The following is a 15,778-nucleotide window of genomic DNA, read 5'->3' as shown; positions in this document are numbered from 1 at the left end:
GTTGCGGCATGAAGAGCAGCGGGGTAAACCGCGGCGCTGCTGCCCCGCGCGGTCAGAGGCTACTTGAAGTCGGCCATCTTGCTCACGTCGACCTGCTTGCCGACGACCAGCAGCACCTGGTCGGCCGAGAGGGTGTACTGGCCGTCCGGGAACATCGCCAGCTTTCCGGTCAGGGCGTCCTTCACGCCGACCACCCACACGTTGAACTTCTTGCGGACCTGAATCTCTTGAAGGGTCTTGCCCGCGTACGAATCGGGGACCGCGATCTCTAGGAAGCTGTACTCCGGGTCGATCGGCAGCCAGTCGATCACGTTGGGGAACGTGATCCGGTCGGCGAGCTGCCTGGCGATCTCTGTCTCGGGGAAGATCACCCGGTCTACCCCCAACGCCTTGAGGATCCGCCCGTGCTCCTCGGTCACCCCTTTAACGATGATCTGCCGCGCTTTGAGCTCCTTCGCGTGCAGGGTGGCCAGCAGCGACTGGGTGATGTCTTCCCCCATGCTGATAAACACCGCCGAGGCGGTGGCGATCGGCAGGTGGGCTAGGGTCTCTGCTTCGCGGGCGTCGCCGATTACCGCTTCGTAGAGGGCGTCCTTGAGCGACTCCACCCGGTCCTCGCTCTGGTCCATGCCGGTCACACGCCCGCCGTGCTCGCTCAGCCGCCGCGCCAGCGCGCTGCCGAACGACCCGAGCCCGATAACGACAAAGTGTTTGTATTCGGCCATAGCAAGTTCAGCGGTTGCGGTTGGGCGTTAGCCTACCAGGGGTTCTTCGTTGACGAATTGTACCGGGTTGCGGCGTTCGCCGTGCGAGAGGGCGACGAACGTCGAGATCGGCCCCAACCTGCCCAACAGCATCAGCGCGATCAGCACCAGCCGGCCCGGGACGCTCACAAACGCCGTGATGCCCGTGCTCAAACCCACCGTCCCGAGCGCCGAGATCACCTCGAAGGAATACTGCATAAAAGAGTTGCGCGTCGAGAACTGCTCCGGGTCGGGCGATTCAATCGACAGCAACATAATCAACGCCGTGACCGCGATGGCGACAAACAGCATCAGCGTGGCGTTCGCCCGGTCGATGCTCTCGTCTGGCAGCGTGCGGCGCCAGAGGTTCACACGGGTGTAGCCGCGGAAGGTGTTCCACGCCCGCACCAGCAGGATGGCGGCTGTGGTCACCTTAAACCCACCCGCGGTAGAGCACGGGCCGGCGCCGATCATCATCAGCAGCATGCTCACCAGCAGCGACGCGTTGCTGAGCGAACCCATCGGGATGGTGTTGAAACCGGCGGTCCGGCAGGTGACCGATTGGAAACACGACACCAGCACCCGCTCGTGCCAGGGCATCCGCACCAGGGCGTTGTTCCACTCCAGCAGCAGGATCGCGACGGCGCCCAGCACCAGCAAAACGCCGGTGCCGGTGAGCATGAGTTTCGAGTGGAGCTGCAGCCGGTTCCAACCGTCGCGGAGGCCAAACTTAAGGTTGCGCTGGATGTCGAGGATGACGGGAAAGCCCAGGCCGCCGGAGATGATAAGCACGGCGATGATCAGATTGACGCCCCAGTCGCCCCGGTAGCCCTCCAGGCTGTTGGTCTCCAACGCAAACCCTGCGTTGCAGAACGCGGACACCGAATGAAAAATCGAATGCCACGCCGATTCCAATACAGGGCGCCGCAGCCAGAGCGTTGCGTGCGCGAACAGCAGCAGGGCGCCAACCGCCTCGAACAGCGCCGCAAACAACAGCACGCGCGCCAAGATCCGCCGGAGGTCGGTGGTTTTCCCCTCGGCGGCGCCGATCGTTTCCGCCAGCAGGGCGCGTTGCCGCAGGCTGCTCTGGCGGTCGAACTGGATCACGATGAAGGTGGTGACCGTCATGATCCCGACCCCGCCCACCTGGATCAGCGCCAAGATCACCAGTTGCCCCAGGAAGGAGAACTCCGTGGCGGTGTCGCGGACGATCAAGCCCGTAACACACACGGCGCTGGTTGCGGTGAAAAGCGCGTCGTCTACCGAGATAGGGAGGGCGCTATCAACCCGGCAAGCGGGGACCATCAGGGCCAACCAACCGACGACGATCAGGCCGACGTAGCAAATGAGCGAGGCCCGCGCCGGGTACTGGGCGACGGGACCGGTAACTTTGGCCATGCGGGCAAACGTGCGGCGTTGGTGACACGGGGGGGCCCCGGTGCGAGGCGGACCTGTCGGGGGGTTCTACCAAAACCGGCCGAGAGTCGAAATAGACCGCCGCGGCCCGATCGCGGCGTTGGACAGCCGGTTTCGCTCCCCCGGCCAAGGGTCGCCGCAGGATGCACGGCCCCCGGTGGAGCGGGCCGGCGTCCCTGGGCGGGCACGCGGACGCCCGCCGAGGCTCTGGGGGGCGTGGGCGAGGGGGCGCGTAGGGGCCGCTTGTTCCCTAGGAGGGCAGGGGCGCGATCCGATAGACTTTCGGCGTGAAGCAAACGGCTCCCGTAGCCGGCGCGGAGGCGGCCGACCCCGGTCGGCTCCGCGGGCTGGCCGACTATCTTGCGCAGGACTCCGGCCTGGCGCGTGTTGCGGATTGCCTGGCAGCGGGGCAGAGCGGCACGCTGGGGGGCGTCTGGGGGGCTTCGCGCGCACTGGTCGCGGCGGCGCTAGCCGGCCGGGCGCCCGGCGCCCTGGTGGTGGTGTGCCCGCGGCAGGCAGACGTCGACCCGCTGGCCGGAGCGCTCCCGCTGTTCGCGCCGGGACGCGTCGCGCGTTTCCCTGCCTGGGAGACAGAGCCCGACCAACGCGTCGCCCACGACGAGACTTTTGGGCTGAGGCTGCGCAGCCTAGCGGCGCTTTCGGGCGCCCAGCGGCTCGATCGGCCGAAGCTGGTCGTCACCAGCATCCAGGCGTTGATGCAGCCCACCCCGGCAAGAGACGCTCTGGCGGGCGCCACCCGCAGCGTGCGGGTTGGCGAGTCCTTCGACGCAGACGCTTGGCGGGAGTGGCTGCTGGCGCAGGGGGGCGCGCAAACCTCTGCGGTGGAGCTGCCGGGCGAGTTCGCGGTACGGGGCGGCATCCTCGACGTCTTCGCCCCCGACGCCGAGCACCCGTTGCGGATCGAGCTGTTCGGCGACGAGGTCGAATCGATCCGCCCCTTCGAGGTCGCCACGCAGCGGAGCCTGGGCGCGCTCGACCACGCGCCGCTCACCATGCTCAAGCCGGGCGCCTCGGACCGCTCGCACTTCACGGCGTTCCTCGCCCCCGATACTTGGTTCTTGCTGATCGAGCCGGCCGACATCGCCGAAGAAGGGCGGTTCTACCTCGAACGTTCGACCCGCCCGCGTGACTGCCACAGCGTGCGAACGACCCTGGCTGAGGTCTATAAGTTCCCCAGCGTTACTGCCGCGGGGGTGCCGGCCGGGTCGCTGGAGGAGACGCAGCACCTGGGCTTCGAGTCGGTGGAGCGGTTCAGCGGCGACGTGCACAAGGTGCGTAACGAGCTGGAATCGGTCGCGGACAAGAACGAGGTATTCATCGTCTGCCCTACCGAGGCAGACACCGAACGCCTGGCGGAGCTGTTTGCCGACAGCCCGCTAGCAACCGAAGACCGGCTGCGGCTGGTGGTGGGGCAGCTCGGCGAGGGGTTCCGCTACGTCGGCCGCAACGCGGTGGTGCTGAGCAGCTCCGAGCTGTTCAATCGGCACGACGTGGTGCGGGGCTCGATCCGGCAGGTCGCGGCGCGGGCGATCGACTCGTTCCTGGAGCTGCGTGAGGGGGACCTGATCGTCCACATCACGCACGGCATCGGCCGCTACCGCGGCATCAAGCTGCTGGAGAAAGAGGGGGCCGCCGAGGAGCACCTAGAGCTAGAGTACTTCGGCGGCACGCGGATCTACGTGCCGGCGTCGAAGATCGAGCTGGTGCAGAAATACGTCGGCGGCAAGAAGCTCAAGCCGCCGCTGGCGCGGATCGGCGGCAAGGCGTGGGTCCGGCAGAAAGAAGCGGCCGAGCGGGCCACCACCGACCTCGCCGCGGACATGCTGGAACTGCAAGCCCGGCGCGACGCGCGGCCCGGCGTCAGCTTCCCCAGCGACACGCACTGGCAGCAGGAGTTCGACGCGGCGTTCCCCTACCAAGAGACCCCCGACCAGCTAACCGCCCTGGAGGCGATCAAGGACGACATGCAGGCCCCGCGCAGCATGGACCGGCTGCTGTGCGGCGACGTCGGCTTCGGCAAGACCGAGGTGGCGATGCGGGCCGCGTTCAAGGCGGTGGACGCCGGCTACCAAGTCGCCGTGCTGGCGCCCACCACGGTGCTGGTTGAGCAGCACGGCCGCACGTTCCGCGAGCGGATGGCGGAGTTCCCGTTCGAGATCGCCTCGCTCTCGCGATTTTGCACCAAGGGGGAGCAGACCAAGCTGATCAAGCGGGCCAAGGAGGGCTCACTCGACATCCTGATCGGCACGCACCGGCTCGCCTCGGCGGATGTTGAGTTCAACAATCTGGGGCTGCTGATCATCGACGAGGAACAACGCTTCGGCGTGGCGGTGAAGGAGCGGCTCAAGGCGCTACGCTCGGCCGTGGACGTGCTCACCATGACGGCGACCCCGATCCCGCGGACGCTGCACATGGCGCTGTTGGGCGTACGCAGCATCTCCAACCTAGAAACGCCGCCGGCCGATCGTTTGGCGGTCGAGACGCGCGTCTCGAGGTTCAGTGACGAGATGATCCGCCACGCGTTGTTGCGGGAGCTCAACCGCGGCGGGCAGGCTTACTTTGTTCACAACCGCGTGCACGACATCCTCAAGGTGGCGGCCCGGATCGAAGAAATCGTTCCGGAAGCCCGCGTCTGCGTCGGGCACGGGCAGATGAACGAGCACGAGCTGGAAGAAGTGATGACCCGCTTCGTGCGGCACGAGTACGACGTGCTGCTAGCGACCACGATCATCGAGAGTGGGCTCGACATCCCCAACGCCAACACGATGTTCATCGACGACGCCGACCGCTACGGGCTGGCGGACCTGCACCAACTGCGGGGACGCGTGGGCCGCGCCCAGCGGCGTGCCTACTGCTACCTGCTGGTGGACGAGGACCGCCGGCTCACCCCCGAGGCGGCCCGCCGGCTGCGGGCGATCGAGGAGTTCAACCAGTTGGGCGCCGGCTTCGCCCTGGCGATGCGCGACCTGGAGATCCGCGGCGCCGGCAACCTGCTGGGGACCGAGCAGTCGGGCCACATCGCGATGGTGGGCTACGAGATGTACTGCCAGCTCTTGGAGAAGGCGGTCCGTCGGCTCAAGAAGATGGCGCCCCGCGAGATGGTGGACGTCACCATCGACCTCCCTGTCGAGGCCTTCTTGACCGCCGAGTACGCCGGCGACATGCGGAGCCGGATCGACCTCTACCGCCGTCTGGCGAGGATCACCAGCGAGGCGGAGGTAGACGACTTCGGGGCGGAGCTGCTCGACCGCTTCGGCCCCATCCCCGACCCGGTGACGCGGTTGCTGGAGCTAGCACGCCTGCGGGTTTGGGCGCACGGCTGGGGGGTGACGCTGGTGCGGCGCGAGGACAACTACCTGGTGTGCGGGTATTCGTCGAGCCAGAAGGTCAGGAAGCTGGTCGAGGCCTCGGGGGGGCGCCTGCGTGTGGCCGACGCGTCGAGCGCCTACCTGCCTCTGGGTGCGGGCAGCGGCTCGGGCGGGGGCCACGCGCCGGCCGCGTTGCTCGAGACCGCTAAAGCGCTCTTGCGGCCCGCTGGCGCGGCCCCGTAGACTCCCGCCGCTCCGTGTCCCAAGATTCTCCCACCAAGCCGGGTCTCCGTGCCGCAAAAGCTCGCCAGGCTGATGTTTGCCGCCCTCATGGCAGTCGCGGTAGCGGCATGCGCCCAACCCGATGCGCAGCCGGCCTCCAGCCCCCAGCCGATGCCGGAGTGCCAAGTGATGGCGCGGGTAAACGGCCAGGTGATCGTGGCCTGCGAGGTGCTGTGGCAGGTGAATCTGATCCTAGAAAAGAACAAGGGGCGCATCCCGCCCGACAAGCTCGACGAGATCACCCAAGACCTCGTCCGCCAGCACGTGATGATGATGGTCGACACCCGCATCGCGTACGGCGACTTCCGGGCCACCGTGCCGCAGGCAGACATCAAGGCGATCTACGAGAAGCTGGGGCCGATGTTCGATGAGCAAGAGGTCCCCAAGCTCATGAAGGGGGTCGGCGTCACCGACCCGCGCGATCTGGAGCCACGGCTCCTGGAGCTGCAGACCTCGATGCGCGAACGGCGCAGCGACTTCTTCACCACGATGATCGCCCGGCAGTGGGTGACCGAGAGCGTGAAGATCGACCGCACCGTCACACACGAACAACTGCTGGACTATTACGAGAACCACGGCGACGACTTCGCCGTCGCGAACCGCGCGCGGTGGGAAGAGCTGATGGTGCGGTTCGACCGCTTCAATGACAAGTCCGCCGCGTACCGCGAGTTGGCCGAGATCGGCAACCTGGCCTTCCAAGCGATGGCCTCCGCCTCGCCTTCGCCGGACGAGCCGGTGTTCGGCGAATTGGCCCGCCAGCGTTCGCACGGGCTTGAAGCCAGCGAGGGGGGCGTCCACGACTGGATCAACAAGGGTTCGCTGGCCGCGTCGCGGCTGGACGAGGCCTTGTTCACCCTGCCGGTCGGCCAGATGAGCCCCATCGTCGAGAGCCCCTACGGGTTTCACATCGTCCGTGTGCTGGAGCGCCAAGAAGCGGGCAAGACTCCGTTCACCGAGGTGCAGGACGAGATCCGCACGTCGATCCTCAACGAGCGGCAGCAGGCCGCCTACGACGACCACCTCGCCGCGCTGCGGAACAAGGCCCGCATCTGGACCGCTTGGGACGGAGACCTCCCCGGCCCCGAGTACGCCGCGGCCCGCGATGCGGCGCAGCGCCGCTAGTGCCGGTTGCTGATTCACGCTTGAGCGTGGGGACTGGTCGCGTCAAAATCGGGCGGTGACGCCAGACACCTTTTCTTCGACGTCCGCCGCGGTTCGAGCATCGATCGACCGCCGTGGCTACGGCCTCGTTCGCTCGGTGGTCTCCGCAGCGACGGTCCAGACCCTCCGCGACGCGGTCGCGCACGTTGGACAAGAGGGCTCGGCGAAGCGCGGGCTGCTGGCGATCCCGGCGGTCTGGCAGCTAGCGTCGTCGGGGCCCGTCGCCCAGTGGGCCCGTGCTGTCTTGGGGGAGCACGCCCGCCCGGTACGCGGGATATTGTTCGACAAGACCGCCGACGCGAACTGGCTGGTCGCTTGGCATCAAGACTTGGTCTTCCCGGTCGCCAGCCGGATCGAAACCCCCGGCTTCGGGCCTTGGAGCGTCAAAGACGGCGTGCCGCACACCGGCCTGCCCCGCGTGGTGCTCGAGGACATGCTGTCGGTCCGGCTTCACCTAGACGACTGCGGCACTGCTAGCGGCGCGCTTGAAGTCGCCCCGGGTTCGCACCGGCGGGGGAAGCTGGGGCGGGACGAGATCGAGGCGCTGCTCGCCGAGCGCAGCGCGGACACGTGTCCGGCCCGGGCGGGCGACGTGCTGCTGATGCGTCCGCTCACGCTGCACCGCAGCTCCAAGGCGTCGGCGCCGTCACGCCGGCGGGTGGTCCACCTGGAGTACGCCGGCAGCGGCCTGCCGGGGCCGCTGCGCTGGCCGCAATGGTCTGCTAGCTAGTCCAGCATTCAATCGACGGGCTAGGCTTGCACGTTGGGTCCGACTGGCTCTGCCTCACACATCGCAATCAGCTCGTCCTTGCCGACGCGGTGGCAGAAGTCGCCCAGCGTCTCGCCGGGGGAGCGTTCGGAGGCGAACACCCGGAGCACCGCGGTCAGCTCGTCGACTACTTGGTCTTCTGGGACCAGGTCTTTGTAGATCCAGTTGAGCCGGTGGCCGAGCGTGTGGCCTCCCAGGAAGATGGTGAACTTGCCCTTTGTCTTCCCCACCAGCCCGATGTCGGCGTTGTAGGGGCGGGCGCAGCCGTTGGGGCAGCCGGTCATGCGGGTGGTGAACACCTCGTCCTGCAGCCCCAGCGCCGCGATCTTGGGCTCGAGCTGGTCCATGATGCCGGGCATGACGCGCTCGCTCTCGGTGACCGCCAAGCCGCACAGCGGGAGTGCGGGGCAGGCCATCGACCAGCGGCGCACCGTGCTGAACTGGTCGGAGAGGGGGACGCCGTGCGAGCGTAAGATGGACTCTAGCTTGTCGCGGTCTTGCGGCTGGATGTCGCAGAAGATGGCGCTCTGGTGCGGGGTGAGCCGCAACGGGGGCGCCAGCGTCTGGCACACCTCGCGCAGTGCAGACTTGAGGCGGAAGTCGCCCTCGTCCTTAATGCGGCCGTTCTCGACGTTCAGGCCGTAAAACCAGCGGCCGTCCCCTTGTTCGTGCCAGCCCATGCAGTCGTTGTAGCCGGTCACGGGGGCGTCGCGTGGCGCCTCGAGCGGGGCGCCGAAGTACTCTTCAACCTTCGAGGTAAAGCGGTCGAGACCCCAGTTGTGGATCAAGTACTTCATCCGCGCGACCTTGCGGTCGCTGCGGTTGCCGAAGTCGCGTTGCACCTTGACGACGGCGATCGCGATGTCGACGGCCTGGGAGGCCGGCACGTAGCACATCTCCTGGCCGATAGCCGCGAAAGTTTTGTCCGCGCTGGGGGTGACCCCGAAGCTGCCGCCGACCAGCACGTTGTAGCCGACAATCTGGCCGCCCTCGCAGATCGCCAGGAAGCCGAGGTCTTGGGCGTACACGTCGCAAGAGTTGTCGCCCGGCAGTGAGACGCCGATCTTGAACTTGCGGGGCAGGTAGGTCTGCCCGTAGATCGGCTCGACGTCGTAGCCGCCCGAACCATTGGCCCCCGGCCCGCCGCTGCCGGCCAGCGCCTTCTCGCCGGTCTCGGAGTCGGTCAGCCAGATCTCGTAGTAGGCGGTTGTCTTCGGGTTCAGGGCCGCGGTGAGCTCGTCGGCAAGCCGCTGCATCTGGTCGTAGACGGGGTCGGTCTTGTACGGGGCCGGCGAGCACATGACGTTGCGTTTCACGTCGCCGCAGGCGGCCAGCGTGGTGAGCTGGCTCTCGTTAATGCCGCGGATCACCTGCTTCAGGTTCTCCTTCAGCACGCCGTGCAGTTGCAGGCCCTGGCGGGTGGTGATGCGGAGGGTGCCGTTGCCGACTTGGTCGCACAGGTCGAGCTGCGCCAATAGCTGAGCGCTGGTGAGCCGGCCCCCGGGGATCGCCGAGCGGATCATCATGCTGAAGAACTTCCCGCCGGGGACCTTCGCGGCGCGGGCCTCGGCTCGGCGGTCGCGGTCGTCCTGCTCGTACGTGCCGTGGTGCTTCAGGACATTGGTGGTGTCCTTGTCGAAGTTGGGCGCGTCGTTGGCGAGCTCCGCGGCGATCGTGCCGCGGAGGTAATGGCTTTCTAGCTTGACGCCCTCAACGGCGCTGAGCTTGGCGGGCTCGTCACTCATACGTATTCCGTATCGAAAATCAGGGAATCCGCGGGGGATCGGCCTGGGGAGATTGGGCCGGTCGCGGGATTTGGGTGGCAGAAAGGATCATACCGGCCACGCCGCCACCCGGCCAGACGAAGATGGCCCGCCGCGGTACAATCACCCCCACAAACAACGGAGCCTACCAGATCCAGCGGCCGACGGGCTCCGCCCCGTCGGCGCAGCGGAAAAGCAGCGTCAATCGAGCTGCGCCGACGGGGCGGAGCCCGTCGGCCACTAGGAGGGGGCACAATGGCGACCATCATCGACGGAAAACGCATCGCGGCCGAAATGCGGGGCGAACTCGCCGCCAAAGTGGCGGGGTTCGCCTCGGAGGCCGGCTACGCCCCCTGCCTGGCGGCGGTGCTGGTGGGAGACGACCCCGCCAGTGCGGTATATGTCCGCAACAAGGGGCGGAGCTGCAAAGAAGTGGGCATCACCAGCCGGCTGATCCGGCTGCCCGCCGAGACGACGCAGGCCGAACTTCTGGGGCTGGTCCACGAGCTCAACGCCGACCCGCAGGTCCACGGCATCCTGGTGCAACTGCCGCTGCCCGGGCAGATCGACGCCGACAGCGTGCTGCACGCCATCTCCCCGGCAAAAGATGTTGACGCGTTCCACGCCGAGAACGTTGGGCTGCTGGTGCAGGGGCGGCCGCGGTTCTTGCCCTGCACGCCCGCGGGCGTCCAGCAACTCCTGCTGCGTAGCGGCGTGACGATCGCCGGGAGCCACGTAGTGGTGGTGGGCCGGAGCAACATCGTCGGCAAGCCGCTGGCGATCATGCTGGGGCTGCGGGGCGAGGGCGCCGACGCCACGGTGACGCTGTGCCACAGCCGATCGCGCGACTTGGCGGGCATCACCCGGCAGGGGGACATCTTGGTCGCCGCGATCGGGCAGCCGGGGTTCATTACCGCCGACATGGTGAAGCCTGGCGCCGCGGTAATCGATGTCGGCACCAACCGCACCGACGCCGGGCTGGTGGGAGACGTCGACTTCGCGGCGGTCTCCGAGGTAGCCGGCTACATCACCCCCGTCCCCGGGGGCGTCGGGCCCATGACCATCACGATGCTGCTGTACAACACGCTGGCGGCTGCACGCGGGCTCGCGGGCGATCGAACCACTCGATAGCGCGATCGCGTCACGCTTGACTGCCTGTGCTAGCAGGGGCTAGAGCGTCCGCTGCCGCAGCGCCTCGTAGAACAACACGGCCGCCGAGGCAGCGACGTTCAGGCTGTCCGCCACCCCCTGCATCGGCAGGCGGATGGGGGTGACGCCCACGCCACGCCACGCGTCCCCCAGGCCGGCGTCTTCGCTGCCAAACAACAACGCGGCGCCGCGGCGGAAGTCTACCTCGTGGTACGGGAGCGACGCCTCGGGACGCGTCGAGTAGATCGGCAGCCCCAGCGACGTAAGCCAGCGGTCTGCTTCGGGCTCGGTCGCATCGCAGACGTTGGGCTTAAACACCGCGCCGACGCTGGCCCGGATCGCGTTGGGGTTCATTAGGTCGGCGCCCCCGACGACAATGACGGCGTCGACGCCGGCGCCGTCGGCGGAGCGGAGGATGGCGCCGACGTTGCCCGGCTTCTCCAGGCCCACCAGCAGGGCGATCACCGGGGCCGCGGGGAGCGTCAACTCGGTCAGCAGTCGGGCGGGCGCCGCAACCACCAGCACCACGCCGTCGCCACGGTTGCCGAACGCCAGCCGCTCGAAGACCTCCGGCGTCACTTCATGCAGGGGCGCCGGCCCCGACCCGAGCAGCGCCGCTGCTTGACGGGCCGCCTCGGTCCGCGCGAGCCCGCGGCAGACGAACGCCTCGACCGGTCGGACGCCCGCCTCGAGGGCGCGCACGATCTCGCGGGCGCCGTCTACCAGCGCCTCGCCGCGTTTGCGTCGCTCGCGGCGCTCGCGCAACGCGGCCGCGTGCTTGATGCGTGGGTTGTTGCGGCTGGAAATCGAGAGGCCGTTCACGCAGATATCTTTGCTCGGCGGCGGGCGGCGAACCCAAACGCGATCAGCCCCGCGGCCAGCGTGCAAGACGCGGGCTCGGGGATCGCGGCCATCGACGGCGCGGCGAGCCCCGCCCCGAGGAACGATTGCCGCAAGAAAAACCAATCGGATAGATCAACAAGACCGCTGGCGTCGAAGTCGCCGTACTGGGGGCGGTCCGATTCGAGCATAGACGCGGTGTCGAACCTCCAGAAACCGACGAACATCGACACGTCGCCCTGGTCGAGCGAGCCGTTCTGGTTCAGGTCTGCCAGCAGCGTCGTCGCCAGCGGGTCGAAGAGACTCACGGCTAGATCGATGTAGTGGCCGATGGCGTCGCTGCCGGTCGAGAGGGCCGAGAACTCCCACCACTGGTTGTTGAAGTTGAGCGGGTCTTTGGGGGCGGGGGGGCTGAAGCTGAGGAAGTCGACCCCGGTGTCCGCGACCCAGAAGACCGACGTGCCGAACGAGAAGTCGGTGACCGAGCCGCCCACCTCCAGCTCGCGCTCGGTGTTGTTTCGGCTCGTGCCCCCCTCGAGGTCGAGGTCGACGATCTCGCCGTCGATGTAAAACTGCACGCCGTCGCGTCCCGTGCCGTTGCTGTTCACCCGGTACTCGAGGTCGACCTGCTGGGTGTAGTTCTGGAAGCTGGAACTGCTGGTGATGAACCGCTCGGCGCTGCGGGTGTAGGTCAGCCCGTACAGCGTGTTGGGGTCGTACCCCTCGACGACGCCGTACTGCCCGCCGGGGCCAACCACCGACTCCAGCTCGTTGTGGGCGTACAGGCGGTAGGTCCCCTGGCCCAGGTTTCGCAGGTTGGGGACCTGGGCGGTGGTGAGCCAGCCCAGGTCCTTCTTGATCTCGGCGCGGAAGTCGCCCGTCGAGACGTTGCCCATCACGTCGAAGGGGTTGCCGTACTCATCGCTGTAGGCGCCGAACGTGGTGGGCTGCACGCCGTGGGTCGCGGTGTTGTAGGTCTCGTAGGACTGGGCGTCGGCGTTCCAGACGTAGCTGGAGTAGTCGGCGCTGTTGATCGAGCGCACGGCGCTGGCGTGCCCCGAGCCGGCGCGGTGCCCCAGTTCGTGGATCAGCACGTTGTCGTAGAACCCGTTGGTGACCTTGGTCTGGATCTGGATGTCGTTGGTGCAGCAGTACACGCCGGCCCAGCCCTGGCCCTCGCTGGCCTGGGTGCCGCTGACGTCGAAGAGCTGGGCGTAGTAGCTGCTGGGGCTGCCGTACCCCAGCGAGGCCGCCACGGACTCGGCCGTCGTGCGGTAGTTCGACGGGCGCGTGCGGTCCGCGTTGAGCGTGACGGGGATGTCGAGGACGACCACGTCGCCGCTGGCGTCGCGCTTGTACGCGATGTCCAGCTTCCCGCCGGAGTTGCGAGCGTAGAACTCGCGCATCGTCGACTCGAAGCTCTTGATCTGATTGATCTGCGTCGCGCCCAGAGCGGGGTCGCTTGTGTCGCGGATCACCATGTAGAGGGCCGTCTTGTTCCCCAGCGCGCGGTTGCTGGAGTCGACGGGGAAGACCTGCCCGAGCGAAACGCCGGCCATGCAGGTCCAGAGAACGAGCGCACCGAGTGCGCGGGACCGCCGATGCATGAGCTGGTTCCGTCCGAAAAATGAATGTGTCTGCTATTGGCTACAATAGTGACGTTTAGCGTAACTCACAAGCAGATGGACGAGGTCATGATGTCGCGAAACCCGCAAGACGCCCAGGCCATCAAGACGCTGCTCGGGCTGAAGCCGCTGCCGCAGGAGGGGGGCTTCTACCGAGAGACCTACCGATCGGCGTGCACGATCGCCGGAGCCGGGTTGCCCGCCTCCTATGAGGGAGACCGCAACGCCGGCACGGCGATCTACTTCCTGCTGACCCCGGAAGAACATTCTGCTTGGCACGTGCTTCCCAGCGACGAGCTGTTCCATTTCTACCTGGGAGACCCAGTCGTGATGACGCAACTGCCGCCGGGCGGGGGCGTCGATACGCAGACGCTTGGCGTCGATCTCGCCGCGGGGCAGCGGCCCCAGGTGCTGGTCCCCGGGGGCGCGTGGCAGGCGTGCCGGCTGGCCGCTGGCGGCGCGCTGGCGCTGCTGGGTTGCACCGTGGCGCCCGGCTTCGACTTCCGCGACTTTCACGTCGCTACGCCCGAAGAAGTCGATCGGCTCGCCGAGCGCAACCCCACCGCTTCCGAAGAGATCCGCCGGCTGGCGCCCAGGGCTCACCGGTCGTAGCGCATCAGTATCTCGTCCGTCGGTATCTCTTCGAGGCCGGGGAACGCTCCGTCGGCGATCGCGGCGCCCAGCGTGGTGACTTCGCGGAAGTACTGGTTGCTCGGCTTTGCGCCATCGATGCGTTGCCGCAACCGCTGGCAGAGCACGTCCGCCGCGCCGCGGATCACCTCGTCGTGTTGACGCGACGCGTAGAGGGCCGTGGCGAGGATCGTGATCAGGTCCTGGCAGTCTTGGCTGAGGCTCGCCATCCGGCACTGGCGGTCGGCCAGCGAGAGCTGGAACTTCTGCATGGCGCTGTCGATCTTCAGCGCCATGCCCTGCAGCCCGCCGGCCGCGTACTCGGCGTGGCCGCGGAGGGCGCCGGGCATCGAGGGGAGCTCGGGCGCCGCGGACCACATCAGCCGCCGGCCGACCAGCCACTTGAGGTAGGGCATCGCCACCGGCGCCAGCTTGATGGCGTGCAGCGGGTTGAGCGGGTTGGCCCGCTTGATGCCGGCCGCGGCAAGCGCCTTGCCCACCGGCTCGAAGTAGGTCTTGCCGTGGTGCTTCACCAGCGATTTGAACAGCGCCATGCTGAGCATCTCTCCCTCTCCCTCATAGATGCAGGGGGCGAGGTAATCGTGCACGTTGTCGCCGAACGCGTGCCCGGCCAGGAACGACCGGCCGCCGTGCGTCTTCATCATCAGCTCGACGGCGGCGTGCTTGAGCGCCTCGGAGCCGAACACCTTGGCGACGATGCACTCCATCTCGCCGCGGTAGCCGCGGTCCAACAGCCCCGCGCACCAAGCCACCAACGCGTCGCAGCCCACGATCAGCCCGGCCAGCTCGCCCAGACGCTTGCGCACCAGCTCGCGCCGCGCGATCGGCTCGCTGTAGGTCACGCGGTAGTGGGCCCAAGGGATCATGCCGGCCATCATCAGCCGCATGGTTCCCGATGCGTTGGCGCACAGAGACACCCGGCCCAGGTTCAGGCCGTGGTACGCGATCGTGAGCCCGTCTCCCTTGGGGGGGGTGAGCAGGTTCCCTTTGGGCACACGCAGCCCGTTGAAGATGATGCCGCGGTTGTAGAGGTGGCTGAGCGCGTAGATGTCGTACTTGCGGAGCTGGAACTGCTCGTTCTCTTCCTCCGGGAGCTCGACGATCAGCACCGCCGGGCGGTCATCGACCAGGCACACCAGGCCGATGGTGCGGCCGGGGGTGATGTTGGAGATGAACAGCTTCTCGCCGGTCACCACATAGTCGTCGCCATCAAGCACGGCCGTCGTCTTCAGGGCGGTCAGGTCGCTGCCGGCGCCCGGCTCGGTGAGGGCGAAGGCGCTCAGGCGCGAGCCGTCGGCCAGGCCGGGGAGGAACCGCTGTTTCTGCTCGGCGGTCCCGAAGGCCTGCACCGGGTCGACCGCGCCGATGCAGCCGTGGATCGACGCCAGGCCGGCGATGGTGCCGTCGAGCGTGGCCATCCGCGCCAGGAAGGGGGCAAAGTGGGCGAACGGCGCGCCCAGGCCGCCGTACTTTGGGTCCACCAGCAGGCCCCAGTAGCCGGTGGGGCCGAGGTCGTCGAGCACGGCCTGATCGATACGCCCCTCGTGGTTGTGCAGCGTGCCGGCCTGCTTGTGGCGCCGCACCACGGCCAGGGCCTCCTCCATCTTGGCGTGCAACGCGGGATCGACGGGCGACGCGGGGATGTCGAACGCGTCGATGGGCGTCTTGCGGTCCCAGACGGCCCGGTGGGCGGGGCTGTTGACCGTCTGGTACTGGGCCGAGAAGAGGGCCTCTACCTGGTCGTCGGCCTTGTCGATGGCGCCGGTGCGGCGGGCCTCGTCGTCGCTCTTTCCCCCCAGCTTCAAGGCGGTTTCGGCGAACGAAGCGGCCTCGGCCCCTTGGCCGTCGGCGGGGTGGTCCGTGCCAGAGTCGCGGATTTCTGTGGTCATGGGGGGCCTCGCGGGGTCCGAGTTTGTCCATCTCTATTGTAGGCTGATGGCCCCTGGCTGGGGGCGGTATAACTGATGCGAGCGGTCAGCGGTCGGCGGTCGGCCTTTCCAATGAACTGATTGCTGAAAGCTGACCGCTGACCGCTCGAAACCAATGGCTA

The 15,778-nt window shown here is 67.6% G+C and carries 11 protein-coding genes; 5 read left to right on the top strand and 6 right to left on the bottom strand.

Annotation, left to right across the window (positions count from 1 at the left end; all coding sequences use genetic code 11):
- Positions 1–59: 59 nt before the first annotated feature.
- Together Pla175_RS20985 and Pla175_RS20980 are read right to left on the bottom strand one after the other, a co-directional pair.
- On the bottom strand, positions 60–725 hold the full coding sequence (locus Pla175_RS20985; RefSeq protein WP_145290143.1) for a potassium channel family protein: 666 nt from the start codon (positions 723–725) through the stop codon (positions 60–62).
- Positions 726–752: 27 nt separating this feature from the next.
- On the bottom strand, positions 753–2,141 hold the full coding sequence (locus tag Pla175_RS20980; protein ID WP_145290140.1) for a TrkH family potassium uptake protein: 1,389 nt from the start codon (positions 2,139–2,141) through the stop codon (positions 753–755).
- A gap of 305 nt (positions 2,142–2,446) precedes the next feature.
- On the opposite strand from Pla175_RS20980, the gene mfd reads away from it, so the two are divergent.
- From mfd to Pla175_RS20965, 3 genes are read left to right on the top strand one after another with little or no spacing between them, the layout of a single operon-like run.
- On the top strand, positions 2,447–5,731 hold the full coding sequence (mfd, locus tag Pla175_RS20975; RefSeq protein WP_145290136.1) for a transcription-repair coupling factor: 3,285 nt from the start codon (positions 2,447–2,449) through the stop codon (positions 5,729–5,731).
- Between the two features lie 48 nt (positions 5,732–5,779).
- The gene (locus tag Pla175_RS20970; protein WP_145290133.1) at positions 5,780–6,892 is read left to right on the top strand and encodes a peptidylprolyl isomerase; all 1,113 of its coding nucleotides are present in this window, start codon (positions 5,780–5,782) and stop codon (positions 6,890–6,892) included.
- Between the two features lie 55 nt (positions 6,893–6,947).
- A complete protein-coding gene (locus Pla175_RS20965) occupies positions 6,948–7,661 on the top strand; it encodes a phytanoyl-CoA dioxygenase family protein (RefSeq protein WP_145290129.1) in 714 nt (237 codons plus the stop codon).
- Positions 7,662–7,681: 20 nt separating this feature from the next.
- Here Pla175_RS20965 and Pla175_RS20960 read toward each other — a convergent pair whose 3' ends face one another.
- Complete coding sequence (locus tag Pla175_RS20960; protein WP_145290126.1) at positions 7,682–9,445, bottom strand: NADPH-dependent assimilatory sulfite reductase hemoprotein subunit; 1,764 nt, start codon at positions 9,443–9,445, stop codon at positions 7,682–7,684.
- Between the two features lie 273 nt (positions 9,446–9,718).
- Between Pla175_RS20960 and folD the strand changes: the two genes are divergently transcribed.
- Positions 9,719–10,594, top strand: a complete 876-nt coding sequence (gene folD / locus Pla175_RS20955) for a bifunctional methylenetetrahydrofolate dehydrogenase/methenyltetrahydrofolate cyclohydrolase FolD (RefSeq protein WP_145290122.1) — start codon at positions 9,719–9,721, stop codon at positions 10,592–10,594.
- Between the two features lie 39 nt (positions 10,595–10,633).
- On the opposite strand, the gene Pla175_RS20950 is transcribed toward folD, so the two are convergent.
- Together Pla175_RS20950 and Pla175_RS26240 are read right to left on the bottom strand one after the other, a co-directional pair.
- Positions 10,634–11,434: a TrmH family RNA methyltransferase gene (locus tag Pla175_RS20950; RefSeq protein ID WP_197527031.1), complete on the bottom strand. Its 801-nt coding sequence runs from the start codon at positions 11,432–11,434 to the stop codon at positions 10,634–10,636.
- Positions 11,431–13,011 (bottom strand): hypothetical protein, encoded by a 1,581-nt coding sequence (locus Pla175_RS26240; RefSeq protein ID WP_197527030.1) that lies wholly within the window; start codon positions 13,009–13,011, stop codon positions 11,431–11,433. Before Pla175_RS26240 ends, Pla175_RS20950 begins: the two co-directional genes overlap by 4 nt.
- Before the next feature lie 123 nt (positions 13,012–13,134).
- Between Pla175_RS26240 and Pla175_RS20945 the strand changes: the two genes are divergently transcribed.
- Positions 13,135–13,689: a cupin domain-containing protein gene (locus Pla175_RS20945; protein WP_197527029.1), complete on the top strand. Its 555-nt coding sequence runs from the start codon at positions 13,135–13,137 to the stop codon at positions 13,687–13,689.
- On the opposite strand, the gene Pla175_RS20940 is transcribed toward Pla175_RS20945, so the two are convergent.
- Positions 13,677–15,617 carry an acyl-CoA dehydrogenase family protein gene (locus tag Pla175_RS20940; protein ID WP_145290109.1) on the bottom strand — a complete coding sequence of 647 codons (1,941 nt, stop codon included), beginning with the start codon at positions 15,615–15,617 and terminating at the stop codon, positions 13,677–13,679. The genes Pla175_RS20945 and Pla175_RS20940 overlap by 13 nt on opposite strands.
- Between the last annotated feature and the right edge of the window lie 161 nt (positions 15,618–15,778).

The sequence above is a fragment of the Pirellulimonas nuda genome (assembly GCF_007750855.1).
In the GTDB taxonomy this organism is placed as follows: Bacteria; Planctomycetota; Planctomycetia; order Pirellulales; family Lacipirellulaceae; genus Pirellulimonas; species Pirellulimonas nuda.
This window is presented reverse-complemented; position numbering and strand designations above follow the sequence as displayed.